Origin of the sequence: Pseudoalteromonas sp. SWYJZ19, assembly GCF_015864375.1 — a bacterium.
GTDB lineage: Bacteria > Pseudomonadota > Gammaproteobacteria > Enterobacterales > Alteromonadaceae > Pseudoalteromonas > Pseudoalteromonas arctica.
The window spans coordinates 57461-84348 of sequence record NZ_JADYXI010000005.1; the positions used below are offsets into that span (position 1 = coordinate 57461).

Genomic DNA, 26888 nt, shown 5'->3' on the forward strand with positions numbered 1-26888 from the left:
GGCTAAGTAAAAATCGAGCAACAAAGAGTTAATCGCCCCTAGGATGAACCCGCAGGGCAGCGCATGTTTGGCATTTATGCTGCGTTATCGCCTATTTATGGGGAATAACCACACTACATAGGCGCTGCCTTGCCTAAAGACCAAACATACAGCTGCAAAATTAATCACGAAAGGTCAACACACACTCGCTACTAGATTTAAACTGGGCTAATTAGCGGGTAAATACAACAGCTATTGGTAGTCTATGAAATGGGGGTTTTATATTATAATTCAATAGGTTTAAGAATTTTCTTAATTTGGAAACACAAATTTTAGGCACAAAAAAAGGAGCTAAAAAGCTCCTTTTTCTATAATCTAGTTCTTAGCGACGTAGGCCAAGTTCTTTGATTAACGCAGTATAACTAGTGATGTCTTTACCTTTAAGGTAATCAAGTAGTTTACGGCGAGTGCTTACTTTACGAAGCAGACCACGACGTGAGTGGAAGTCATGCTTGTGATTAGCAAAGTGACCTTGAAGCTTGTTGATGTCAAAAGTAAGTAATGCTACTTGTACTTCTGATGAACCTGTATCGCCTTCTGCACGTGCAAATTTAGCAATGATATCGATTTTTTCTTGATTGCTTAGTGACATAGTAACTCCAAAAATTAAATTTAAAAGGTGTCTTAGCCGATCACTAATTCAGCCAAAACGATTAAGCGGGCGTATTCTACCAACTGTAGGAATAACTACAAGCTAATTATCCCCAACTACAACTAATAAGCCACCGTTAGGCACATTAGTTGCTTATTCAGGCTTTACGTAATCGTCTTGCTGACTAGCAAGACCACGTTTAACCTTTAAATGACCGTTTGAGTTGCGCTCACCAGTACCAATAAATATATTATCCGCAACAACTTTAATTGCACCATCAGGTAAAGCGATTGATAATTCTACAGCTTGCCCGTGACTAAAAATCCCCCCTTGTTCTTTTGTAATTTCAACAACGGGTAAATCAGTTAAAGCAGTATCAATTGGTAGCAATAGCGAGTCTAAATAAGTTGAAGGCGCAAGCTCTTCTTCTTTCGCTTTAGCAAGCAACGCTTCAATCTCATCAAGCGAGACCATTTTATCTGCCGGATACTGACCAACAGCGGTTCTGTGGAGCATAATAACGTGTGCGCCACAGCCTAGGTTTTCGCCTAAATCATCAACGATTGTACGAATGTAGGTCCCTTTAGATACATGGGCCGTCATTTGTAATACGTTGCTTTGTTCATCAAATTCGTCAAACGATAAGCTAAACACGTTTATTTTTCTGCATTTACGAGGAACTTCAATACCTTCGCGCGCGTACTTATATAACGGTCTACCTTGGTACTTAAGAGCTGAGTACATTGACGGATATTGTTCAGACTCACCAACAAAAGCAGCTATTTCTTTTGTTAGCTGTTCACGCGTAACGTTCACATCTTTAGTGCTAACAATTTCGCCATCAGAATCTGATGTTGTTGTACGCTCACCCAGTTGTGCTCGAACGATATAGGTTTTATCTGTATCGAGTAAAAACTGCGTAAACTTAGTCGCTTCACCAAAACAAATTGGCAGCATACCTGTGGCAAGTGGATCTAAAGCACCTGTGTGTCCAGCTTTTTGCGCAAAATAAACACTTTTTGCTTGCTGTAATGCTTTATTTGATGAAATGCCTTCAGGTTTGTTTAACAACAAAATACCGTCAACTGCACGGCCTTTACTGCGCTTTGCCATCTGTATCAGTGCCTTCTTCGCTATCTGTATCGTCTACGTGATCAGTACCTTCTTCGCTATCTGAAACATCAGCAGCATCAACACTTTCTACGTCTTCATCTACATGCTTTGCGTTATCTTCGCGGATAATAGAATCCACTAAGTTAGAAATACGCATACCTTCCATTAATGAGTTATCAACTACAAACTTTAACTCAGGCATTATACGTGCACGGATACGCTTACCAAGTAACGAGCGAATATAGCCCGTTGCTTCATTAAGTACTTTTGCGCTTTGCTTTGCTGCGTCTTCATCTTGTGTGTTAAACACAGTAATGAAAATTTTGGCATAAGATAAATCGCGCGATACTTCTACCGCTGACACTGTCACCATACCTAAGCGTGGATCTTTAATTTCGCGTTGTAAAATTACAGCAATCTCTTTTTGGATTTGCTGTGCAACACGATCAGTGCGAGAAAATTCTCTCATTATACTTGTCCTAAAATAATAACTTATTGAAATTAAATAATAAGTTAACTAAATAATGGATATGCAAATGGGGGCTAAGCCCCCATTTAAAATCTTAGCGTAGGGTGTGTAGAACGTCCGGCGTTAACCTGAGCGTTCAATACTCCCTAGTAACAATTATAGAGTACGTTGTACTTCAACTGTTTCGAATACTTCGATTTGGTCACCAACACGTACGTCATTGTAGTTCTTAACGCCGATACCACATTCCATGCCGTTACGAACATCAGCAACATCGTCTTTAAAGCGACGAAGTGACTCAAGTTCACCTTCATAGATAACAACGTTTTCACGTAGTACACGGATTGGAGCGCTACGTTTAATAACACCTTCAGTAACCATACAACCAGCGATTGCGCCAATTTTTGGAGACTTGAATACGTCACGAACTTGAGCAAGACCAATGATTTCTTGTTTAAACTCTGGCGCTAACATACCTGACATTGCTTGTTTAACTTCGTCAATCAAGGCATAAATTACGCTGTAGTAACGTAGGTCTAAGTTTTCAGTCTCGATAACTTTACGAGCTGAAGCATCAGCACGAACGTTAAAGCCAACTACAATTGCGTTAGACGCTGCAGCTAGTGTTGCATCAGTTTCGGTAATACCACCAACACCTGAACCAACAATCTTCACTTTTACTTCATCAGTAGAAAGTTTAGTTAGTGAATCAGAGATTGCTTCGATAGAACCTTGAACGTCAGCTTTAAGTACCACGTTAACTTCAGAAACATCGCCTTCAGTCATGTTAGTAAACATGTTTTCAAGCTTAGCTTTTTGTTGACGTGCTAGTTTAACATCGCGGAACTTACCTTGACGGTATAAAGCAACTTCACGCGCTTTACGTTCATCTTTAACTACAGTCGCTTCGTCGCCCGCAGCTGGAATACCAGAAAGACCTAAAATCTCAACTGGAATAGATGGACCAGCAGACTTAATGTCTTTACCGTTTTCATCGCGCATTGCACGAACACGGCCATACTCAAGACCACATAATACAATGTCACCTTGGTTAAGCGTACCAGATTGAACAAGTACTGATGCTACTGGACCACGGCCTTTATCAAGACGAGATTCAATAACAACACCAGCCGCCATACCTTCAGTCGGTGCAGAAAGCTCTAGAAGCTCAGATTGGTTCAATACTGCTTCAAGAAGGTCGTCAATACCTAAGCCAGTTTTAGCTGAGATATGAACGTACTGCGTATCGCCGCCCCATTCTTCTGGAATAACGTCTAGTACAGCAAGTTCGTTTTTAACACGATCTGGATCTGCGCCTTCTTTATCCATTTTGTTTACAGCAATGATTAAAGGAACGCCAGCTGCACGTGCATGCTGTACCGCTTCTTTAGTTTGTGGCATAACGCCATCATCTGCTGCAACCACTAGGATTACGATATCAGTCGCTTTAGCACCACGAGCACGCATTGATGTAAATGCAGCATGTCCTGGAGTATCTAAGAACGTAATCATATTGCCGTTTACATCAACATGGTATGCACCAATATGCTGTGTAATACCACCGGCTTCGCCAGAAGCAACCTTCGCAGAACGAATGTAATCTAGCGTAGATGTTTTACCATGGTCAACGTGACCCATTACAGTTACTACTGGAGCACGAGGCTCTGACTTACCATCTTCATGGCGGTCATTAAGTACTGTTTGCTCTAATTCGTTTTCTTTAACAATGATAACTTTGTGACCCATTTCTTCTGCAACTAATTGTGCAGCTTCTTGGTCAATCACTTGGTTAATAGTAACCATGTCACCCATTTTCATCATTGTTTTAACAACTTCAGCGCCTTTAACGGCCATGCGTGATGCAAGCTCGGCTACTGTAATTGTTTCGCTAATACGCACTTCATTTTTAACATCAACAGTTGGTTTTTGGAAACCATGTTGTAATGATGCTGGCGCTTTTAGCTTAGACTTGTTACGGCCTCTTGACGCTGCAAATTTATCTTTTGCTGGCGCTTTTTTCTTTTTCTTAGCACGGCGTGTACCTTGCTCATCACGAGCATCGGCAACATCTTCTGCTTCACGTGCATAAGTAGAAGTCGTAAGATGGTGATCCGCTGTTTCTTCGCGTTTCTTACGTTCTTCTTCTTCTTTCTTCCAGCGTGCTGAATTCTCTTCAGCTAGCTTTCTTGCTTCTTCTGCTTGACGTTTCGCTTCTTCTTCAGCTTTCTTCAATGCGGCCTCTTCTGCTTCTTTTTGCAGACGCTCAGCTTCTATGCGATCTTTCTCAGACTTAGCACTTTGCTCTGGGGTCATCTGCTTTTGTTTCGCTTTACGCTCTGCATCAGCTTTGCGTTTAGCTTCTTCTTTGGCTTTACGGTCAGCGTCTTCTTTCGCTTTGCGTTCTGCCTCTTGTTTCGCTTTTAATTCTGCGGCTTCTTGGTCAGCTTTTTGCTGCTCTTCAAGGCGCACTTTTTCTTCAGCAGCTAAGCGTGCTTGCTCTTGCTCTTGTTCCATTGCGCTTTTCTTCACGTAAGTACGTGTTTTGCGAACTTCAACTTGAACATCTTTTGCTTTACCCGTAGAGCCAGTCACACTTAGCGTGCTTTTGCTCTTACGTTGTAAAGTCATGCGCGCAGGGCCATCTGAACCTGTACCGCCATGATGCTTACTTAAATGATCAAGTAACGTTGCTTTTTCAGCTTCTGTTACATTATCAGTTGCTTGCTTAGTGATACCTGCTTGTGAAAACTGCTGTAGCAATTTATCAACAGTCGTACCTATATCGCCGGCTAGTTTTTCAACATTTACTTCTGCCATAGTGTGTAATACCTCCGTTAATAAATTACTCGTCTGCAAACCAACAAATGTTTCGTGCAGCCATAATCAGTTCACCCGCTTTTTCAGATGAAACTTCTGTGATATCAACTAATTCGTCAATACCTTGTTCTGCCAAGTCTTCAAGTGTAACAACACCCTTGCTTGCCATCACAAATGCTAAGTGACGTTCTAAGCCTTCAAGCGCAAGTAAGTCTTCAGCTGGCTCTGCGCCATCTAAGCTTTCTTCCGTTTTAAGTGCTTTAGTAGTCAATGCATCTTTTGCGCGTGAACGCAGTAAATCTACAGTCTCTTCATCAAGACCATCAATTTCTAAAAATTCAGACGCTGGTACATACGCCACTTCTTCAAGTGTAGAGAAACCTTCGTTGATAAGTAATGATGCAAACTCATCATCAATTTCTAAATTTTCAGTGAATAAGTTAAGTAACTTATCAGATTCAGCTTCATTTTTAGTACGCATGTCTTCAACAGTCATTACGTTTAGTTCCCAGCCAGTTAACTGACTTGCTAAACGAACGTTTTGACCATTACGACCAATTGCTTGCGCTAGGTTATCTGCTTCTACAGCGATATCCATTGAGTGAGTGTCTTCATCCATTACGATTGAAGCAACTTCTGCTGGCGCCATTGCATTGATAACAAATTGTGCCGGGTTGTCATCGTAAAGTACGATATCAACACGCTCACCGCCAAGTTCTGACGATACAGCTTGCACTCGTGCGCCACGCATACCAACACATGCACCAATTGGGTCAATGCGTTTGTCGTTAGATTTAACAGCAATTTTAGCGCGTGAACCTGGATCACGTGCTGCAGCACGTAATTCAATCATCTCTTCGCCAATTTCTGGCACCTCAATGCGGAATAATTCCATTAGCATTTCAGGTTTAGAGCGCGTTACAAATAATTGTGCACCGCGTGCTTCAGGCTTAACTTCATATAAAAAGCCACGAATACGGTCACCCGGGCGGAAGTTTTCACGTGGTAACATGTCATCACGGTAAATTACTGCTTCTGCGTTATTGCCTAAATCAAGAACAATAGAGTCACGCGTTGCTTTTTTAACAACACCCGTTACCAACTCACCTACTTGATCTTTGTATGCTTCAACAACTAAAGCACGCTCAGCTTCACGTACTTTTTGTACGATAACTTGCTTAGCCATTTGTGTTGTAATACGGTCAAATTTGATTGAGTCGATTTGCTCTTCAACATAATCACCCATTTGCAAATCAGGTTCTTCAACCTGTGCTGCTTCTAGAGTGATTTCGCTGTATGGATTCTCTAAAGAACCATCTTCTAATACAGCGGCAATCTGCCAACGACGGAACGTATCGTAATCACCAGTTTTACGGTCAATTGCTACGCGTACTTCAATTTCGCCATCGTGTTTTTTCTTTGTAGCTGTCGCTAAAGCGAACTCTAGAGCTTCAAAAATCTTTTCTTTTGGAACCGCTTTCTCATTGGAAACGGCTTCAGCAACCAATAATATCTCTTTTGCCATGGGTAATGCCTCGCTTGCCCTATTCCTTCGCACTCGAATTTAAAACTTCGCGATTAAATTCGCACGTTCGATGTTACTAAGCATGATCAGATGCTCTGCACCATCGCTAGATAGTGTGATCATATCGCTGCTAACTGCTACTAAGTCGCCTTTAAAATTACGACGACCATCCTGTGGAAGTTTAGTACGCACGCGTACTTCCTCTCCTTGCGCCTGCTCGTAGTGATCTTGTTTGAATAATAGACGATCAACACCAGGAGACGATACTTCCAAATCATATTCATTTGTAATTGGGTCTTCGACGTCTAAAATCGCACTAATTTGGCGACTTGCATCCGCACAGTTATCAACTGAGATCCCATCCTCATGAGCAATATATACTCTTAAGGTAGAATGGCGACCCGCTTGCACAAATTCAAGACCATGCAATTCAAAGCCTAACATTTCTACCGCAGGCGTTAACATGGTTACTAAATCTTGTTCAAGTTTTGTCACGAAAATCCTCCATACAAACAAAAAAAGGGCTTATAGCCCTAAAATACTGAGTTTAAGTTTTAATTTGATGACAATTGCCACAAATCGCAAGGTGCAGATACAACAACGCCCCGAACCAAGCGGGGCGTCACACCAATAAAGCATAAAACTGTGTGGCCTAGGGCCAAGCTTGGTTGCGAGTCAGTAAACTGACCTAATTAAACTACATAGTCTAAAACGCAAAACGCGCATTACTTAGAATGCGCGATATAAATTAGTAAGGTAATACCTACTAGTAGAATTGGTTGCGGGAGCCGGATTTGAACCGACGACCTTCGGGTTATGAGCCCGACGAGCTACCAGACTGCTCCATCCCGCGCCAATAGATATCAAACTTTAAATTTAATATCGCTGTTAGCTGTTTTACAACATGCTAAACAATGGCCGCTATTATAAGGATGTACGGGATGATTAGCAACTATAATACGCAATTAGTTTATAAAATTTCCAATTCGTCAAGATGCTAATTTAATGTATATATAAGTAACATAAGTAATCAATCAATTTTATAAAATGCTGTCTCTAAATTATTAAATATTACAGCTTATTATTTTTGAGTGAAAATCAAACAAACTAAATTTGAGCTACCTTAGTACCTTCTAGATGCTTACAATTTACTAGAAAATAAATTGATATAACTAAAACCCATACTTTAACACTAAAAAAACGTGCAGAATTTTATCTGCCCGCTATAATCAATTTTATGCCACTTAATAATAATAGTTATTACTCACTGCAGCGAGATAAAAATGAACCAACAACAATCAGCATTGTTAAATAACTTAACAATTATTAAGCCAAATTTTCATGCATTCACGGCTCGATTTCACAGTAAATTGGCTGAATCTAGCATTGAAATGAATTACCCAACAGCCTTACAATTTAACGAAAAGAGTTTTACCCTTTTTTGTGTGTTAGAACGAATTGTTAAACATTTAGATAAGCCAGCATCGGTAGCTCCTTTTTTAGCACATCATTTAATGTACCTAAAAAAAAGCAGTGTTTCGCAAAGTGACATTGCACCATTATCTGATGCGTTTTACGAAACCCTTAAAGAGCACCTTGGTAAACACTTTACTCCTGAGAGCCAGCTCGCTTGGAAAAAAGCCCTTAAATATTTTGAAAACTTTGCCAGCAATATTCTATTTAATGTATCTAATGTGGTTTCGTTACAACAAAAAATGCAGCAAAAGCAAAGTAATAAAATTTAAATATAAAATTTTAGGGGTGGCAATTTAACTTACTTAACCTCCCCATTAATTAAACTCATTTGCACACCATGATCCAACACGCCTTTATTGCCTTGATAATCGGTTAAGCCTTTTTGCTCTATTCACTCGTAGTTAAATAGTAAAACGATCCTTTAATTAAATACGTCCGTATAAAAAAATTTGGCTTTACTATGACCCATCACAAAACACTCAGACTAATACTAGGCGATCAGCTAAACCCATCTCATTCATGGTACAAGCAAAAAGACGACGACACGCTTTACCTCATCGCAGAACTAAAACAAGAAACTGACTACGTTAAACATCACATTCAAAAACTGTGTGCTTTTTTTAATGCTATGGAAAACTTTGCAACTGCATTAAACACGGCAGGTTTTAATGTTTTGCATTTAACACTTGATGATACCGATGACGACAAGGACTTGATTGAATTACTCAAGCGAGTTGCCGATAAATACCAATGCGACTCTATTGAATATCAATACCCTGACGAGTTTAGGCTAAAATCTCAATTAGCTAAGTTTAAAAGTGATAGCTCATTAAATGTAATTGCTACAGATACTGAACACTTTTTATTACCGTTCACCGATATAAAAACACGCTTTACAAAAAACAAGCATGTAACAATGGAGCACTTTTATCGTGCTATGCGTAAGCAATTTAATATATTAATTGATGATGCAAAGCCAACTGGTGGCAAATGGAATTTTGATAGTAATAATCGTAATAAATTTTCTAAAAAAGACTTAGCCGACATCCCAGAGCCTAAGTTATTCAATACTGATGTTAGCATCATTATTTCTCGTTTAAATAAACACAACGTCACTTATTTGGGTGAAATAAATGAACATTCACTGGAGTGGCCAACAACGCGTAAACAAGCGATTGAATCTCTTGAATACTTTTGTGAGCACTTACTTAGTCGCTTTGGTCACTTTCAAGATGCGATGACAGATCAAAGTAAAAACAATACCAGCCTGTACCATAGCCGTTTATCGTTTGCCCTAAACGCAAAAATACTCCACCCGTTATATGTAATCAAACGTGTAATAAGCGAATACGAACAAAGACCCAATGAAATATCCCTCTCGCAAGTAGAGGGCTTTACCAGGCAAATATTAGGCTGGAGAGAGTATGTACGTGCCATTTATTGGATTAACATGCCCGACTACGCAGTTAAAAATCAATTACAAGCCAAAAATAAACTGCCATCTTATTTTTGGAACAGCTCTACAAAAATGAATTGTCTAAGCCACTCACTCAAGCAAAGCCTTGAAACTGCTTATGCTCATCATATTCAGCGCCTAATGGTTATTGGGAACTTTTGCATGCTCACAGGAATAAACCCTGATGACGTAGACAACTGGTACTTAGGCGTTTATATAGATGCCATAGAATGGGTAGAAATGCCCAACACCCGAGGCATGAGTCAGTTTGCCGATGATGGAATAATTGCAACAAAGCCTTATGCTGCAAGCGGTAACTACATTAATAAAATGAGCGATTACTGCAAAAGCTGTCAGTACGATGTTAAACAAAAAGTAGGAGATAAAGCCTGCCCGCTAAATAGCTTGTATTGGCATTTCATGAATAGACACAGAGACAGGCTAGAGAAGAACCCACGTATTGGTATGGTATATAAAAACTGGGATAAACAAGATGAAACACTTCAAGAACAAACGCTGCAACAAGCAACCTACTACCTTAATAATTTAGAAGCGCTTTAAGTAAAAAAACCGCCTCAAATGAGGCGGCTAAATAATCAGGGGAATATGTACTTTAGAAGACTATTTACCTTCTATTAGATTGCTATTACCAATTTCTATTTTACGTGGTTTAAGTGCTTCAGGAATTTCACGCTGTAACTCTATGCTCAATAAGCCGTTAGCTAAATCGGCACCAAGTACTTCTACATGGTCTCCAAGCTGAAATTTACGTTCAAAGTTACGCTCTGCTATACCTTGATGAATAAACTTACGTTCATTATTTTCATCTTTATTAGCTTTAATACCTGCAACTTTTAATGTGTTGTTTTCTGACTCAATGGTTAATTCACTATCACTAAAACCGGCAACGGCCATAGTGATTCTGTATTTGTCTTTATCGAGTGCTTCTATATTGTAAGGAGGAAAACTCGGCTGCTTGTCTGTATTAGCTGCCGCATCCATAAGTGATGCTAAATGTTCGAAGCCGATAAATGAACGATAAAGTGGTGATAAGTCTACTGTACGCATAATAATATCCTCATATTTAAGCGATATTTTGCATGTGCTTTTCTATTGAACAAGCTCAAGCAAAGTTTAATTAATAATATAAATTTCAATTGTTTAAGTTTAATTTAGGACCCATCAGGCGTCCTACTTAACTATATATGGACGGTAAAATTGTTTTCAAGTAAATTTATTAAAAATAAATAAAAAAGGCACTGAAGAGTGCCTTTTTTGAAACCATTTAAAATGAATACTATTTAATAAATGTGCCCCTGATTGGATAGTCGTTTTCTCTTGAAAACTTAATCCCACCTAGCAGTTGCTCTAAATCAGGACGAACAAACGGGCTGTTTGATATATCTACCATTTGAAGCTGATTTTTTTCATTAAGCACATAAATTCCTGGTTCAGCAAATGGATGATCAGTTTCTGCACCACTGCGAGGCTCGCTAATATGTAGCCCTAAATCAGTCATTTGTTCGATTGTTAAACCATAGTAAATTGGGAAGTTAATATCTATTTTTTCAAGATGTTTATTAAGCTGCTCATGGCTATCACCACTTACTGCAACCACTTCAACTCCAGCCTCTTTAAAGTCTTTATGAACTTTAGCAAGCTCGTTGAGTTGCGCAGTACATTTAGGGCAGTGCTGGCCTCGATAAACAACAATCATTTTCCACGGAGAGTCACTTATTCTGTCAACTAAATCTACCTTTTTCTCATCAACATCACTCACTACTAGTGATGGCATAATATCCGCAGGTTTTAAACTAGTGTTACTCATTGCGATCTCCTTTTACTGTTTCAGATTAAAAATTAATTTTGCTCTTACACATAGAGTTTAGGGTAACTTTTATTAATTCAACCTAAAATTGCAATTAAAAATCTATTAAAGCTTTAAGACCATCCCTTTATTTTTCTATAAATGGTAGATGCACTTACCCCTAAATAAGCAGCAGCAAGAGGAATGTTGTCTTCGCAGCTTTTGATTGCGTTTTCAATAGCCCTTTTTTCAACTTGCCATAATGGTTCTATATCGTGAACCGACATAGGAGATAATTGAACACTCTGATCGTTTGTATTGTGAATTGACTTAGTTGAGCTTGAGTGTTTTACAGCGCCTAGACCAAATGAATTTGGTAGCATATCTCTTTCTATTACATCGCCATCATTAATAACGACTGTATTTTCAATTACATTTTGCAGTTCGCGTATATTTCCTGGCCAATCGTAATTACAAAAAAGCGCCTTAACTTCATCAGAAAAGCCAATAAAATGTTTAGCGTTGCTATCGCTTTTTTGTTTTAAAATATACTCAGCGAGCAGCAAAATATCGTTTCCGCGCTCCCTTAAAGGCGGGAGCTTTACGGGGATAACATTTAAACGATAATATAAATCTTCTCTAAAGCGCCCCTCTGCTACCTCTATTATTGGATTTCTGTTGGTTGCACATACCAAGCGAACATCGCTGTGTAATACCTCGCTGCTACCAACCTTGCTAAATATGCCGGTTTGTAAAAAGCGCAATAACTTAGCTTGTAAGTTAAGCTCCATTTCACATAGTTCATCTAGAAATAACGTACCGCCGTTGGCCACTTCAACAGCGCCCTTACGATCGCTTAACGCCCCACTAAACGCCCCTTTAACATGACCAAAAAATTCTGATTCAAATAATTCAGCAGGGATCGCAGCACAGTTTATAGCAATAAAAGGGCCTTGGCTGCGAGGGCTCGAATCATGAAGGGTTTGTGCGCATACTTCTTTACCGGTTCCACTTTCACCTGTAATAAATACGCATGCTTTACTTCTAGCTGCGCTATCTAGCAATCTAAAAACGGTTTTCATTGCGAGAGATTCACCAACAAAATCTTGGCTTTTTTCACTGCTTTGAACCAAAGGTTGTACTTTAGCTTGCTCTTTGGGTGTTAACGCACTTTCTACTGAGCTAATAAGTCGCTGACTTGTGAAGGGTTTTTCTAAAAAATCGAAGCCACCTAAACGCATAGCTTCCACTGCAATATCAATAGAACTATTTGAGGTGATCATGACTACATTAGCAGGATTTTTTTGTTTATTTACAAATTGTAAAACTTCAAGCCCACTTATATCAGGCAAGCATACATCTTGTACTATCACCGCAGGCATTTTTTCTTTAATACCGACCAAAGCAGAATATCCATCTGCGAAATGCTTACATTCAAAACCTACTTGCTCTAGCTGACTTGCGTACAAAGCACCACTTGCGATGCTATCTTCAACAATATAAACAAGGCCTTTACCCATTATATCTGACACGGCTTTCTCCTAGATAGCTATACTCTTACTCATTATTTGATATGCATCTCGGGTTTTATCCAAGTTATGCTTAATAACAAGCGCTGCGTGCAAATTTTCTTCTGTGGTTGGTGGTGGTGAATCGTGTAACTGTGTTGCCAATGCAGCTAAAGGAGCGGCTCCATATAAGGCAGCCGAGTTTTTCAAAACATGCATTATTTCTCTAATTTTTATAATATCTGCATTACTAATTGCCGTATCTAATTGGTTAGCCATAGTAACTAATTCATCGATAAATAAGTTTACTAATCGAGCTAAAACGCTTATTCCAACATCCTTTTCAAGTTGAATTAAAACATTTAGCTCCGTAATACTTTTATCGATAAACTGCTCTGATATAGGCATAGATAACCTTTGTGTAAGTTAAAGCTTCGTACACTAATAAAATGTAAGAATTGTAGTTTAAGAGTAATTTGTTTTTTGCATTTTGCAAATCAAAATGAATATAAACAATTACAGAGCCCAGGTATCAATACTTTTTGTTAATGTTTGCGGCTTATCGAGCAAGTACCCCTGAGCAATATCACAACCAAGTTGTTCTAATATTTGTAATTGCTCATTCTCTTCAATGCCTTCTGCTACAGTTTGTAAGCCCAATCGTTGAGCCATCGCAATAATTGCGCTACATAACGTAAAGTCTTCGTTATTAGTTGCAATACCACTTACAAAACTGCGATCAATTTTTAAACCATCGATATCAAATTGACGAAGTAGACCTAAAGACGCGTACCCAGTGCCAAAATCATCAATCCACACCTTTACGCCTTCTTTATGGAAGTTTTCAAACGCCTTAGCTATTTTATCAGGACTATGAATGAGCGCTGTTTCCGTTAATTCAACTTTAATAGCTTGTGGTGGTATTTGGTGCTTTTCTAGCAAAGCCATTACTTTTGAAAACACATCACCATCTAAAATTTGTACCGGTGAAATATTTAAAGAAACAGCAATATCTGTCATACCAAAATGTCGCATCTGTTTTAAATCAGATAAACATTGCTCAAAAATCCAGTCACCTAATTCTAAAATCATTCCCGATTGCTCTACATGAGGGATAAACTCATCAGGGCCTACAATACCAAAGCGGGGTGATTGGCACCTTACTAGCGATTCAAAGCCGACCAACTTTCCCGTTCCTAATGATACGAGCGGTTGATAAACCATTTTAAAATAATTATTTTGCATTGCATCCGACATGATTCTTTCTAACTCATGCCATCTTGCGAGATTGACTGGGCTTTCTGATTCTAGGTACTTAAATGCATTCATGTTTTGCTCCGATTTTCACTCTTAGTGACTTATGTAATCAAGAGCAAGTTACAGACCATTTAGAAAGTGAATAAAACAAAAATAAAAACAGCAAATTCAAAAGGTTAAGTTTAGTTATTTGAGTATTTAAATTTTTCCATTTTATTTGCATTTTGCAATTCAATTTGCAATGCACCTAAATTAATAAATAAGAGCTTACTCAAGCCCAAACAGCACAGAGAAACCAGTTAGTAATTGTTGGCTAAAAGTAAGGATTAGTAATTGAAGATGAGTATAAAGAAAGGCTTGATAAGACTAATTTGGTTACGCACAGCTTGAATTAAAAAGCGTACACGTAATTTTAAAGCTAGGGAGAAAAAGTTAAAACGGTGATAGGAAACATAAAAAAAACGCAGGCAACAATAAATAGTTACCTGCGCAAAAGTCTCTAGTTTGAAAGAGTGTCGTTATTTTCGTTTTTAGGGGCTGTTACATGTTGTGCATAGTTAGTATTTTGCGAGTCAAACGTATTACTCATCGACTGTGCATTTTCAACATCAGCTTGTGTAAAAGTAATCGGCTGTATGTCCGTTAACGGCTCTACAGAATCGCTACCGCGTAGAACTGTAATACCTATTACTAAGGTAGCTACAAGCAAAATAGACAAAACCATGATTTCAGGTGTAAGTACCCAATTATTACTTTTAGGTTGTTGTTTGGCTTTTGTATTTGTTTGCATATTGCACCTCTTAAAAATTTAACTAAATTGTCTTGATTTGATATTTAATATGTTGCGAAAGCCGTGCCAACTAAACAAAAACAAACGAAAGATAAAATAAACAACAAAATCAAAGTATTAATAAAATTAAAAATGTAATTTAGAATCCAAAAATAATTCGTAACGTTGTATTTTTATTTTGAATTGCAATTTGCGAATCAAATTGAAAAACTATAATAAAAACACTCATTAAATACTAAACAATAAATTTAACTTACTCCTAAAATACTAGGTTAATTTCTTCGTTTATCAAGTTTTATGCAACACAAACCCACTTTTTATATTGCCCTTCATTGCTCAGCTCAGCTTCTCCCACACTTGCGCTAAACGAGTAAGCTTTAAATGCTTAGATTCAATAGCCTGCTTTGGTGCATATTTATCAAGCAATAAATAAAGTGTCTCACTTACAATTGGCTTAGCTAAGTAATCATTCATCCCCGCTTCTATAAATCGCTCTTTATCACCATGAATTGCATTTGCTGTGAGCGCTATTATAGGGGTGGCTATACCTAACTTTCTGATTGCTTTGGTTGCAGAGATCCCATCTAGTATTGGCATTTGGATATCCATAAAAATAATATCAATTTTATTGTTTTTAGCCTTCGTTATTGCCTCTTGCCCATCGCTAGCAATATATACCCGACAACCTTTTTGCTCTAAAAACTGTCTTATTACTATTTGATTATTAGTATTATCTTCAGCAACCAATACATTGGTCCCATTCAACTGAGTTAACTCTGAAGAGCTTTCTAAGGCTTTTTTTTGTTCACGATTAGTAAATATAATATCTAAATGAAATAACTGCTCTTCCAATAAACTAATTGCTCGCGGTACATGCGATACTTTAAAAGGGCCATTTAACCTAAGCTCTCTGTCGTTAAGATTTTGCGGTAATAAGCTTTCACCTAGTAAGTCTAAGATAAGTAAACATGGTGAATTAAGGGAGTTATATGTATTTATACACTCGCGTGTTTGGGCTAGCATTGGAGGATCAGTTAATACAATTGCATCAGGAAAACTATCATACTCAGGGATATCTGGACATATTTCATAGTGCTCAAAAGCGATAGAAAACCGAGTGAGTGTGTGCTCCAACGCGGTTTTTAAAATTTGATTATGTCCTACAATCCATACTCTTGGCTTTTTACTTCGTGCTGCAAACCCCTCTCGCAATATTGAGTCGGTTGTGTCTATTTTTAACGGGTAATTAACGATAAACTCACTCCCTTTATTGAGCTCAGAGTTAACCGAAATATCTCCCCCTACTACATCACAAATTTGCTTACATATCGCAAGGCCTAAGCCACTACCACCATGTTTTCGGGTAATTGAATTATCTGATTGAATAAAAGGCATAAACATACTTTCTATTTTATTTTTTGCGATTCCCATTCCAGTGTCTTTTACAGATATATAAAGGTTTAAATTATTACCTTCAATATGAGTGCACTTAACAGTAACCGTTATTACACCATGCTGAGTAAACTTAATCGCATTGGCTAATAAATTTATGACTATTTGCCTTATACGTACATGATCACCAATTACTTGAGCTGGTACATCAGGATAAAAATCAAAAACAACCTCAAGCCCTTTTTGCAAAGCACTTTGGGTAATAATATCTATTGCTTCTTCAATACACGTATCAATACTAAATGGCTGATTATCGAGTGTTATAGCTTGTGCTTCAAAACGCGAATACGTTAATACATCGTCCAATACACTCAGTAATGCATCAGAGCTTGTTTTAATCATTTGCGTGTAACGCATTTGCTCAGAAGTTAAACCGGTATGATGCAAAATATCTGCAGAGCCAATAACGGCATTTAATGGCGTGCGAATTTCATGGCTAATATTTGCCATAAATCGGCTTTTAGACTCAGCTAATGTTTCTGCCTGATGTTTAGCTTCAAGCAATATTTGCTCGCTTTCAATACGTTCTTGTATATCAACAAGTGTTGCGGCAATAGATAACAAATCGCTTTCGTAGCCACCCACAATGGGAGTAAGTGTCATTTCAACCCAATTATTTATGCCTTGTGCATTAATCAAACGTATATCAAAGCGACGTATATCACGCTTACCTTGTTTATAATCAAGCAAAGTGCTACTAATTTTTTCGACATCTTCTTTTGCTATAAACTTAATTATAGGTAAGCCAAGGCTCTCATCTACACTGCTGTGTAAAACGCGTTGCCATGCTTGATTTATAAATAATAAATTGCCAAATGTATCAAGGCGTAAAACAATATCAGGAATATTATCGACGACAGAGTGGTAGTTATATTCTATCTCTGCCATTGCTTGTTCAGCTTTAACTCGCTGCGTAATATTAGTTTCTATAGCGATAAAATGCTTTACTTTACCTTCATCATCTCGCACTGGATTTGCATCAATAGCAACCCAATAAACGTTACCATTTTTATCGTAATTTGTGGTTTCAACTTGAAAAGGAAGCCCATTTTTTACAGCGTGAGACATAACCTTACGACTTTTTTCACATGTTTTTGGCCCTTGTAGCAATTGACCTGGGCTAGTGCCTATAACCTCATCACAGGTGTAGCCTGTAAGTACTTCAAAACTATTGTTAACCCACTCAATTACGCCAAATTTATCTGTAATTATTACTAAGTTATTTGTATGGCTCGCAACAAGCGATAAGCGTTTTACATATTTTTGTTGTTGTGTGAGCAAAAATTGAGAATCTTTATGACGTTGAATGTCATAGAACGAGCCTATAAAGCCGCTTTTTTCATCATAAACTAACCTTAACTCAAACCAGTTCATGAGCCCGATGCTGCTTTTAATTTGTATTTCTACACTGGGAGCCTGCTTCCCTTCTAGTAAACAACAGCTGTATGCGACAAAATGCATAATATCATCGCAATTCATTAACTTAGTAATATTGGAGCCAATTAATGAATCGGTTGAGTAACCTAACTTCTTCCCCCAAGCTTCATTAATATAAGTAAAATTCAAATGTTTATCACACTCAAAAATACACTCATCTAAAATAGCTAATAGCTTTGCTTGACGTCGATTACTATTGGAAAGTTTTTCAACTAGTGCATATTGGATTTGAACTTGTAGCTCATCATTATTATTCATGATCTCTCCAATACTTTATAAAAGTATTACTCTGACAAACTCGTGCATAAAGAAGGGAAACCTTTTCACGGTAGAATGCTTGTTCAAAAGGAGTGCGTCTCGGTGTGCAGTCACTTAAAATAGTGGCATTAGAACCAAGTGCAACAGCAGTGCGCACAGTTGAATCAATACAGATAGAAGACACAGTACCCGCTAAAATTATATTAATGGCCCCATGTTTTTTGATGTTTTCGGCTAAACCTATATGTGTAAAAGCATTTAAACTTCTTTTCCCAAATACCACCTCTATAATATTACTAAAAAGGTCTAGCTGCTTAATGGTTTGAGCACAGTACGAACCTGCTTTAAATGCCCCCACCGCAATGACTTTTAATATACCAATCGGATTTTTAAGCTCGCTATAGTTTTGCGTAAAGTGAATGGGTGTATTAATAACTAAAGCAAATTGCTCTGCGCAGAAGGTCAATAAATAGAGTGTATTTTCCCCCACGCCAGTAATTCTTGATGACTCTTCAACCTCGTCATACAAAATGCCTTTTGGCAAAAAGTAATTGTTTTGAAAACCAATTAAAATAGGTGCTGTCTTAGAGAAATCATCCATAACTCTCTCCTTATTAATCAATTTAAGAGGCTAACTGCCAAGGTTTAATAAATTTCTCAAGTACCGCTTTTGTCACTGGCTTCTGTAAATAGTGAGTAATTCCTTTATCAAACAACTCAGCTATTTGCTCATCGCCTGTTAACCCCGTTAAAATAACTTTAGGAGTATTGTTATTAGGTGTATTTTGCCTAACTAATTGCTGCGCCACATCGCTACCAAACATTCCTGGCATACGCTCATCTAAAAGTAGCAAGTCAAATGGTTCATTTTGAGCAAGTGTTAATGCACTGGCACCATTTTCTGCACACGTTACTAAGCAGCCCAGCATTTCAAGCATTACTTTTGTAGCAATTTGGCTCGGTAAGCTGTCGTCTGCTACTAATACCGATAAACGTGTTTGTGTGTGAAATGTTGTTAAAATAGTAATTAAGTCGGTATCAAAAAATGGCCAGCCTAATATTTTTTTAGATAGTTTATGAGCTTGGCTCAGCTCGTAAATGTCGTTGATAGAGCACAGCTTTATGTGTGTATTTAAGCTGTCACTATTTAATTTATCAATTAATGCGTTACCACTAAGATGGCGTAAATCCTCTAGCTGTGCAGACTCTCTAAGCGTGCTATTAAATAATTTAAAATTTAAACCAAAACGATCGTGAGTATTAGCTGACATTTTTAAACAGCTTTTGAGTAACGCTTCGCAGTCAGTTAAAACGTCTACATTTTGTCTAACATCAAGCGCTAAACTAACAGACTCTTTAGTTGCTAAGAGCCCGTGAAAATCCAACGTGTTTACTTGTTCAGAATCATCAATCTGATAGTGAATACTAACTCCCTGAATATTTGCTTCGAGCGTCAATAAAAAGCACTGCTTTACTGCTGCTAGCGCCGGAGTAAGAAACGCCTCGCATTGTGCAATCATTTGCTCTGGCGGAATTTGCAAACAGACGTAGTTACATTGCAACTTGTTGATTAAGGTAATAGAGAATTTTTGACTTTGGGTTTCACAATATTTACCTATTACCCCTTGGATAATTTCTAAAACGTGACTATTAGTATTCATAATGCATTCTCGTTAACCCAATGTATAGCTCTACATCATCAAGTTATGTGCCATAAATTAATTCTTATAAACACACTTGCATTCATAGACTTAAGTATTAGACAAACAGGGCTCTGGTTTTTCATTCGCATTTTGCAAATCATATTGCTATGCATAATATGATTTATGCTTTTATTAGAATGGTGCAATCGATTTTTTTCTCTTTAAATAATTTTTCATTCATTTAAACTGATATTAATCAAATTGAGGAGAAAGCTATGTTAACCGTAATTTTTGGCCGTGAAGGTTGTCCATTTTGTGTTCGTGCGAAAGATGTTGCTGAGCAATTATCAAATGAACGTGATGACTTTAAATTTCGTTACATCGACATAATTAAAGAAGGCATTAGTAAAGCCGACCTTGAAAAGTCAGCGGGTAAGCCTTGCCCTACTGTTCCACAAATTTTTGTAGACCAAAATCACATTGGTGGATTTACAGAATTTGAAGCTTACGCAAAAGAAAACCTAGGCTTGTATAAATAAGCTTTGTATTAAATATGTTAACCAGTTTAATAAACCCTATATTGAGCTGGTTAAATTTCGACCAACATCAAATACATACAAATTAGTTTCAATTTATACAAGCATTTTCCTCGCGAATCCTATATAATGCGCGCCTCTTTAAATTCGTTGAGGCGTATTAATGTCAGAACCAGTCACGTTTGAATCTCTAAATCTTTCTCCTGCAATTTTGAAGGCAGTTGAAGAGTTGGGTTACAAGACACCATCTGAAATCCAAGCTCAATGTATACCGTTATTGCTAGAAAGAAAGGACGTACTGGGACTAGCTCAAACGGGTACAGGTAAAACCGCAGCATTTGCACTGCCATTACTAAATAATATTGACCCGTCTGTGAAACAGCCACAGATCCTTGTACTCACACCAACACGTGAGCTTGCGATCCAAGTTGCTGAGGCATTCGAACAATATGCTAAACATGTTCGTGGTATTGAAGTATTGGCACTATATGGTGGCCAAAGCTACAGTATCCAATTAAGCGCACTTCGTCGTGGCGCTCAGGTTATTGTTGCAACTCCAGGTCGTTTAATCGATCACATTAACCGTGGCACTATCAAGTTTGATGCTCTACAAGCACTTGTACTTGATGAAGCCGATGAAATGTTACGTATGGGCTTTATCGATGATGTAGAAAGCATCATGGAAAAAACACCGCGCGAAAAGCAAACATGTCTTTTCTCTGCGACTATGCCTAAGCAAATTCAAAACATCAGCAGCAAGTATATGAACAATCCTGAACAGGTTCATATTTCTGCGCGTAACTCTACAGTATCATCTGTTGAGCAAGTGTTTTGGAATGCAAGCGTACATAAAAATAAAGCTATTGTTCGCTTCTTAGAAGCTGAACAGTATGAAGGTGCTATTGTTTTCGTACGTACGCGTAACGATACAGTACAACTTGCTGAGTTATTAGAGCGCGAAGGTTTCTCTGCTGCTCCACTTAATGGTGATATGAACCAGCAAGCACGTGAACGCACTGTAGAACGCTTAAAAAGCGGCATGCTAAATGTTGTTATTGCAACAGACGTTGCTGCTCGTGGTCTAGATGTTGACCGCTTAAGCTTAGTTATCAACTACGATATACCACAAGATTCTGAAGCCTACGTTCACCGTATCGGCCGTACAGGTCGTGCTGGTCGTACTGGTAAAGCAATTTTATTCGTAAAACATAACGAACGTTATTTACTTAAAAATATCATTCGTCATACGAAGTCTGAAATTGCACAAGTTGAATTACCAACTGCAAAAATCGTTGAAGAAAAACGTATTGAAGCGTTACAAGCAAAATTAACTATTGCGCTTGAAAACAAAGATATTACATTCTTTAACGAGATAGCTACTAACATGGCTGAAAAACTTGAACTTCCTCTTGAAAGCTTAGCGGGTGCGTTACTGTGTTTAGCACAGCAACAGTCTCCAATTAAAGTTGAAGAAGTTAAGATTCAACCTCGTGAACGTAACGAGCGTAACGATCGCAACCCACGTAGTAACGACCGCAATGATCGCGGTGGTGACCGTGGACGTCGTAACGAACGTGGCGGCGAACGTGGTGGTGAACGCGCTGAGCGTAAACCTCGCGAACGTAACAGTCGTGATGCAGGCCCTATGGATACTTACCGTATCGAAGTAGGTCGTGAACACGGTGTTCAGGTTAAGAACATTGTTGGCGCTATCGCTAACGAAGCTGACATCTCAAGCAAGTTTATTGGTGATATTCGTTTACACGACAATCACAGTACGGTTCAATTACCGCAAAACATGCCTAAAGATGTACTTGATCATTTCCAAAAAGTGTTTATTTGTAAACGTCCTATGGGCTTAACAATTACACAAGATCAAGGCCCTGCTGAGCCACGTGCAGAACGCTCTGAGCGTCCAGCTGGTGACAAAAAGCGCACCTTTAGTAAAGATAAAGACGATAGCCAACGCGGTGATAAGCGTACTGGCCCTCGTAAAGAACGTCGCCCAGTAAGCTTCACAGCTAAATAAGCAACGACTCTTTAATAAAAAAACCTTGCCACGAAAGTGACAAGGTTTTTTTGTTTTTAAGCTGCTGCCACAGTGAATACAAAGTAAACCTTCGCGTCAATTCAATAGCAGCTTGAGATAGTTTTTTTAGCCTGAGTTCGGGTTACTTAATGTCTAAAAATATATTCCTCTGATTTTTAAAATAACAAAAATTCTGTAAACTAAACAAAGGCTATAGTTCACGGATGAATTAAAAATTGAAAAAGATTTACGACAACTTGCTCTTTGTAGCAATAATACTCTCCATTTTATTATGCATCACTATTCCTATTTTAATGGACTTTACAGATCCACCATTCATCTCAAATGAGCTATACGACGTTGTTTTCTTTATAGCCGTCCCTATTATCTGTTGCGCACTATTTATCTATTTAAATATACTTATATTCAATAAATACAAACGCTGCAGTAAATATAGAGAATCACTTAAATACAATTTTTCAGATACAAAAATGAAATTGGCATCCATTTTCATGTACCCATTATCCCCTTTATTAATCTATGGAATACTCTATATTTTTATCTCTGATCCCATTAAATTATGGGCTTACTACACGCAAGGCGGCTATTGGTATAAGGAATATATACTGACCGATGTACAAAAATGTGGCACCGAGTATGAAGATAGTTGTACTCATTTATACTTCAAAGACCCTAAAACGAATAAAATTCATGATTTTAGGTGGTACGACGCTAAGTCTACAATAATGAACAACAAAAACGATTATGTGTATATTGTTGGTGAGGCCAACTTATTTGGCTATATAGTGAGAGATTTAGAAAGGTAACTTAGACTTACTTTTACATTACAGAACTTTTATTTAAAAACCTCACTCAAGTGAGTGAGGTTCATAAATCAAGGTTTAGGTTAAGGCAATGCTGGATAAATGTAGCTTGCATCAAGCCCTAGTGGAATACCAAGTGCCCAGTAACCTAATAAAAAGATACTCCAGCCAATCATAAAGGCGATTGAGTACGGTAGCATAATAGCAATTAAAGTACCTATACCGGTGCCTTTCACATACTTTTGACAGTACACCACCACTAATGGGAAATAAGGCATTAACGGTGTAATAATATTAGAACTTGAGTCACCTACACGATAAGCGGCTTGAGTTAAGTCTGGTGAAATGCCAAGTTGCATTAACATCGGTACAAAAATAGGGCCAAGTAATGCCCATTTTGCTGAACTTGAACCTACAAACAAGTTAACAAAGCCGGTTAAAAAGATAATTCCCACAACCGTTACTGCACTTGGCAATTCCATCGCCTTTAATAACTGCGCACCTTCGATTGCGAGTAATGCACCTAAATTTGATTTACTAAATGCAGCAATAAATAGCGAACAGAAAAATGCCATGACGATATAATATGCCATGCCGCTCATCGCTTTACTCATTGCATCAATCATATCTTTTGAAGTTTTAAAGGTACCTACCGTAAAACCATATACTGTGCCAGGTAGCCAAAAAAGTAAAAATATTAGTGGTACAATTGATTGCATTAAAGGAGAGCTAAAATTAGTAAGGGATCCGTCACTACTGCGCATTGCAGAATCGTCTGGAGCAGAGACAAATGCTAATAACGCAAGTCCTGCAATCATCACGGTACTGGCTATATAAAAGGCACGTTTTTCATCACTACGTGCATCTTCAAATACAGGTAAATCCTCTTTAGCACCATCAACCGCTGTTTTTTGTAAACGTGGTTCAATAATTTTATCGGTAATGTACCAGCCTAATGCCACAATAAATAAGCTAGATGCTGAAGCAAATGCCCAGTTATTTAACGGGTTAATTGTCATTGCAGGATTAATTATTTGCGCCGCACTTTGGGTAAAGCTTTGTAGCAATGGATCAATCCCTGATGGAATAAAGTTAGCCCCAAAACCACCACTGACTCCTGCAAATGCAGCTGCAATACCCGCAAGCGGATGGCGCCCTGCAGCAAAAAATATAACACCGGCAAGTGGAATAACTAATACATAACCTGCGTCAGTAGCGGTATGGCTCACAATAGCCACTAAAATGATTGAAGGCGTTAATAGCTTTTTAGGAGTCACTTTAAGCATTAACTTAAGACCGGTATTAATGAAGCCCGAATGCTCTGCAACACCGACACCTAACATAGCTACTAAAACGACACCTAAGGGAGCGAAGCCGGTAAAGGTTTTTACCATAGAGGATAAAAAGGTAGCGAGCGAATCACTTGCCAGCATATTATTAATAATAATCGCTTCACCTGTACGTGGGTCTATTGCATCAAAGCTTACGCCTGAAAACCACCACGACAAAAACCAAATTAATAACATTGCAAACAGAAATATTACGGCTGGATCTGGAAGCTTATTTCCTACTCGCTCAACAAAATTTAAAAAACGCGCTACAACCCCTGAAGGTAAAGCGTCTTGATTATTATTCATTCTTATTGTTCCTAAAATTTATTTTAGTAACAATATCGCATAAAAACAAAACAGTAAATTAACATGAAAATCTGCTTGAAAAGTTTTGGGCACAAAAAAACACGATAGTGATAAAAAAATCGTGTTTTTTGTGCCACTTACTGTTAAGCGAGGGCTTTAACTTCTTCCCACAAGCGTGCAACTAATGTCTTATCTTCTTCGTTAAGCTCACCATTACGATACGCTTTAACTAAGCTCTGCTCTACAGTTTCGTTTAGTTCATCTATACTGATTGTCAGCTTTTCTACTTCGGCATAGCCTACTGCAAGATCATAGTGACCTCGTAAATAGCCGCCTGCGAATAACTCATCGTCAGTTGCTTTTATTACTAAATCATCGAAGTACTGCTGGGCTGCATCGATATAGTTCACTAAACTCATTTATTAATCTCCTGGTTTTGCAAAGCACCTGTATTTTCAAGGTTTTGGTGCCCTACTGCATACATAATATGGTCGTTAAATCCGGTGGTTACTTTAATATAACCCGTTAATTCATCATCTAATTCGCCATCGCCGGTGTCACAAATAAGGGGGCGGCTATTAAGCGCTTGTAGTTTTGTTTTTGTTGCTACTACAATAATGTTTTCTTTGCCAATTGCACGTATAAGCGCAGGGCTCAATTGCTGATTACCACGGCCAAATATATGCCCTTGCCCGCCAATGAGCGTAATGACTAACTTAGTACTTTGATCATGTGTAAGCTCAAGTAATTGCTTAGCCGTTAAATCTTGAGCAACTAAGGTTTGATCTTTTATTAAATCAACGCCAAGCAACGTATTTTGAAGTCCCATTTCTTCCATTATGGCCTCAACCGTTGAGCCGCTACCCATTATATAAAATGTGTCTTCATCCATTTGCGATACAACATGCGCTGCAATGTCGGCAAGTACGAGTTCGTCGGTTTCTTTACCGCCATTTTTAACCGCTTGCATATAGCGTACTTCGCTAGGTGTTTGCATTTCGCCGTAGCGCTTTGCTTTTACTGTGCCTTGTCTAAAGGCATCTTCATCTATATCCATTACATCTGCATCAGCTAAGGTAACTAACTCCCCCTTAACCAGCATTTCGACTACGCGCCCTGCAGCTTTTGGTGTAATGGCGTACACACCAGAGTGAATTTTACAGCCTGCAGGAATACCAAGTACGGGAATGGTATCTTCGATTGCATGGCAAATATTACGCGCTGTACCATCGCCTCCAGCAAATAAAACTAAATCAACACCAAAGTCTCTAAGTACTTTTGCTGCTTGTTCTGTGTCGTCTGGGGTTGTTATAGCAGCAGTGTTGTATATAACCTCCACATTAAAGCCCAAGGCTTTTGCTGTTTGCTCACCCATGTCACCGTTAACGGTGTAAATGGTTAAGCGTTCTTTATAAGGCAATAGCACTTCAAGCGCTGCTTTTGTTCGGCTATTTGCTTTGGGTTCTGCACCTAATTCGATTGCTTTAGCGGCTGTGTGTGCGCCATCACTACCTTTTAAGGCAACTGTTCCGCCTAAACCTGCTACTGGGTTTACAATTAAACCTAATTTAAACGCCATTACAAAGCTCCTTCGGATGTTGCCAATTAAATTGCTGCGCTGTTAATGGCCACTGTGTATTATAAAAATCAGAGAGTGCTTTTAAAAGTGACTCTGTACGAGAGTTAAAGCCATTTTCGATTAACGATAATACACGTGCATGTACTCGCTGCTGAAAATCAAACCGACATGTTTGCTCGCCGTTTAAGTTATCCACCGACACATTAAAATTAAACCCTGCTGCGGTGCTTAATAACCACTCTATAGCTTGAGGCTTTACTTCTACGTTTTCAAACTCAGCTTGTTTTTGTTTGTCGCGCCCATCAGGACAATACCAATAGCCGTAATCTTCTAATAAACGACGTTCATCGCCTGCAACCAACCAGTGTGCAACCTCATGTAATGCACTCGCGTAAAAACCATGCGCAAATACAACTTGGTGATATGGCACGTGCTCTGTTGCTGGTAAATACACAGGTTCAAAATCGCCTTTTATCAGACATGTATTATGACTTTGATAAAAAGTGCGTTCAAAAATTGAAATTAGATCAGCTATTTGATGCATAAAATTAGGCTAATTTTTCTCGGTTATAGCGCTATTTTGCGCAGTAAAAACGAGACGAATTGTACGGGCTTTTACAACTAAAGTAAAAATAAGGCGTGAT

At 38.3% G+C, this 26888-nt stretch carries 23 protein-coding genes and 1 tRNA gene; 4 read left to right on the forward strand and 20 right to left on the reverse strand.

Features of this window, described 5'->3' with window-relative positions; genetic code table 11:
* Positions 1–361 precede the first annotated feature (361 nt).
* The 7 genes from rpsO to I6F45_RS06590 form a co-directional block, all read right to left on the reverse strand.
* Positions 362–631: a 30S ribosomal protein S15 gene (gene rpsO / locus I6F45_RS06560; RefSeq protein ID WP_197160014.1), complete on the reverse strand. Its 270-nt coding sequence runs from the start codon at positions 629–631 to the stop codon at positions 362–364.
* 153 nt (positions 632–784) lie between these two features.
* Entirely contained in the window at positions 785–1744 is a 960-nt protein-coding gene (truB, locus tag I6F45_RS06565) for a tRNA pseudouridine(55) synthase TruB (RefSeq protein WP_007585508.1), read from the reverse strand.
* The gene (rbfA, locus tag I6F45_RS06570; protein WP_007585506.1) at positions 1728–2213 is read right to left on the reverse strand and encodes a 30S ribosome-binding factor RbfA; all 486 of its coding nucleotides are present in this window, start codon (positions 2211–2213) and stop codon (positions 1728–1730) included. Before rbfA ends, truB begins: the two co-directional genes overlap by 17 nt.
* Before the next feature lie 156 nt (positions 2214–2369).
* Complete coding sequence (gene infB / locus I6F45_RS06575; RefSeq protein ID WP_197141542.1) at positions 2370–5030, reverse strand: translation initiation factor IF-2; 2661 nt, start codon at positions 5028–5030, stop codon at positions 2370–2372.
* 25 nt (positions 5031–5055) lie between these two features.
* A complete protein-coding gene (gene nusA / locus I6F45_RS06580; protein ID WP_197141540.1) occupies positions 5056–6555 on the reverse strand; it encodes a transcription termination factor NusA in 1500 nt (499 codons plus the stop codon).
* A gap of 39 nt (positions 6556–6594) precedes the next feature.
* Positions 6595–7050 (reverse strand): ribosome maturation factor RimP, encoded by a 456-nt coding sequence (gene rimP, locus I6F45_RS06585; RefSeq protein WP_002958482.1) that lies wholly within the window; start codon positions 7048–7050, stop codon positions 6595–6597.
* Between the two features lie 281 nt (positions 7051–7331).
* Positions 7332–7408: transfer RNA gene (locus tag I6F45_RS06590), tRNA-Met, on the reverse strand.
* Between the two features lie 430 nt (positions 7409–7838).
* Between I6F45_RS06590 and I6F45_RS06595 the strand changes: the two genes are divergently transcribed.
* Positions 7839–8300, forward strand: coding sequence for a globin domain-containing protein (locus I6F45_RS06595; RefSeq protein ID WP_197119607.1), 462 nt, complete (start codon positions 7839–7841; stop codon positions 8298–8300).
* A gap of 191 nt (positions 8301–8491) precedes the next feature.
* Positions 8492–10048 (forward strand): cryptochrome/photolyase family protein, encoded by a 1557-nt coding sequence (locus I6F45_RS06600; protein WP_197119608.1) that lies wholly within the window; start codon positions 8492–8494, stop codon positions 10046–10048.
* A 60-nt stretch (positions 10049–10108) separates the two neighbouring features.
* On the opposite strand, the gene I6F45_RS06605 is transcribed toward I6F45_RS06600, so the two are convergent.
* The 9 genes from I6F45_RS06605 to I6F45_RS06645 all read right to left on the reverse strand — a co-directional run bounded on the left by I6F45_RS06605 (position 10109) and on the right by I6F45_RS06645 (position 19657).
* Positions 10109–10555 carry an Hsp20 family protein gene (locus I6F45_RS06605; RefSeq protein ID WP_197160015.1) on the reverse strand — a complete coding sequence of 149 codons (447 nt, stop codon included), beginning with the start codon at positions 10553–10555 and terminating at the stop codon, positions 10109–10111.
* A gap of 229 nt (positions 10556–10784) precedes the next feature.
* Positions 10785–11315, reverse strand: coding sequence for a peroxiredoxin-like family protein (locus tag I6F45_RS06610; protein WP_007585494.1), 531 nt, complete (start codon positions 11313–11315; stop codon positions 10785–10787).
* Between the two features lie 113 nt (positions 11316–11428).
* A complete protein-coding gene (locus I6F45_RS06615; protein WP_197142251.1) occupies positions 11429–12826 on the reverse strand; it encodes a sigma-54-dependent transcriptional regulator in 1398 nt (465 codons plus the stop codon).
* A 9-nt stretch (positions 12827–12835) separates the two neighbouring features.
* Positions 12836–13210 carry an Hpt domain-containing protein gene (locus tag I6F45_RS06620; protein WP_024591627.1) on the reverse strand — a complete coding sequence of 125 codons (375 nt, stop codon included), beginning with the start codon at positions 13208–13210 and terminating at the stop codon, positions 12836–12838.
* A gap of 108 nt (positions 13211–13318) precedes the next feature.
* Positions 13319–14131 carry a putative bifunctional diguanylate cyclase/phosphodiesterase gene (locus I6F45_RS06625; RefSeq protein WP_165729193.1) on the reverse strand — a complete coding sequence of 271 codons (813 nt, stop codon included), beginning with the start codon at positions 14129–14131 and terminating at the stop codon, positions 13319–13321.
* A 427-nt stretch (positions 14132–14558) separates the two neighbouring features.
* The gene (locus I6F45_RS06630) at positions 14559–14849 is read right to left on the reverse strand and encodes a hypothetical protein (RefSeq protein ID WP_007585474.1); all 291 of its coding nucleotides are present in this window, start codon (positions 14847–14849) and stop codon (positions 14559–14561) included.
* A gap of 336 nt (positions 14850–15185) precedes the next feature.
* Positions 15186–17996, reverse strand: a complete 2811-nt coding sequence (locus I6F45_RS06635; RefSeq protein ID WP_197160017.1) for a PAS domain-containing hybrid sensor histidine kinase/response regulator — start codon at positions 17994–17996, stop codon at positions 15186–15188.
* Complete coding sequence (locus I6F45_RS06640) at positions 17989–18597, reverse strand: cysteine hydrolase family protein (RefSeq protein ID WP_197120218.1); 609 nt, start codon at positions 18595–18597, stop codon at positions 17989–17991. The genes I6F45_RS06635 and I6F45_RS06640 overlap by 8 nt, the downstream gene beginning before the upstream one ends.
* A gap of 22 nt (positions 18598–18619) precedes the next feature.
* A complete protein-coding gene (locus tag I6F45_RS06645) occupies positions 18620–19657 on the reverse strand; it encodes a response regulator (RefSeq protein ID WP_197160018.1) in 1038 nt (345 codons plus the stop codon).
* A 257-nt stretch (positions 19658–19914) separates the two neighbouring features.
* Between I6F45_RS06645 and I6F45_RS06650 the strand changes: the two genes are divergently transcribed.
* A complete protein-coding gene (locus tag I6F45_RS06650) occupies positions 19915–20178 on the forward strand; it encodes a GrxA family glutaredoxin (protein ID WP_007585470.1) in 264 nt (87 codons plus the stop codon).
* Between the two features lie 160 nt (positions 20179–20338).
* Positions 20339–22204 carry a DEAD/DEAH box helicase gene (locus tag I6F45_RS06655; RefSeq protein WP_007585469.1) on the forward strand — a complete coding sequence of 622 codons (1866 nt, stop codon included), beginning with the start codon at positions 20339–20341 and terminating at the stop codon, positions 22202–22204.
* 907 nt (positions 22205–23111) lie between these two features.
* Here the strand turns inward: I6F45_RS06655 and I6F45_RS06660 are convergent.
* The 4 genes from I6F45_RS06660 to I6F45_RS06675 all read right to left on the reverse strand — a co-directional run bounded on the left by I6F45_RS06660 (position 23112) and on the right by I6F45_RS06675 (position 26788).
* Complete coding sequence (locus I6F45_RS06660) at positions 23112–24665, reverse strand: AbgT family transporter (protein WP_197142247.1); 1554 nt, start codon at positions 24663–24665, stop codon at positions 23112–23114.
* Positions 24666–24808: 143 nt separating this feature from the next.
* Positions 24809–25084: a YfcL family protein gene (locus I6F45_RS06665; protein WP_008138544.1), complete on the reverse strand. Its 276-nt coding sequence runs from the start codon at positions 25082–25084 to the stop codon at positions 24809–24811.
* Positions 25081–26244, reverse strand: coding sequence for an ATP-NAD kinase family protein (locus tag I6F45_RS06670; protein ID WP_197142245.1), 1164 nt, complete (start codon positions 26242–26244; stop codon positions 25081–25083). The genes I6F45_RS06665 and I6F45_RS06670 overlap by 4 nt, the downstream gene beginning before the upstream one ends.
* Complete coding sequence (locus I6F45_RS06675) at positions 26234–26788, reverse strand: elongation factor P hydroxylase (RefSeq protein WP_010554670.1); 555 nt, start codon at positions 26786–26788, stop codon at positions 26234–26236. Before I6F45_RS06675 ends, I6F45_RS06670 begins: the two co-directional genes overlap by 11 nt.
* Between the last annotated feature and the right edge of the window lie 100 nt (positions 26789–26888).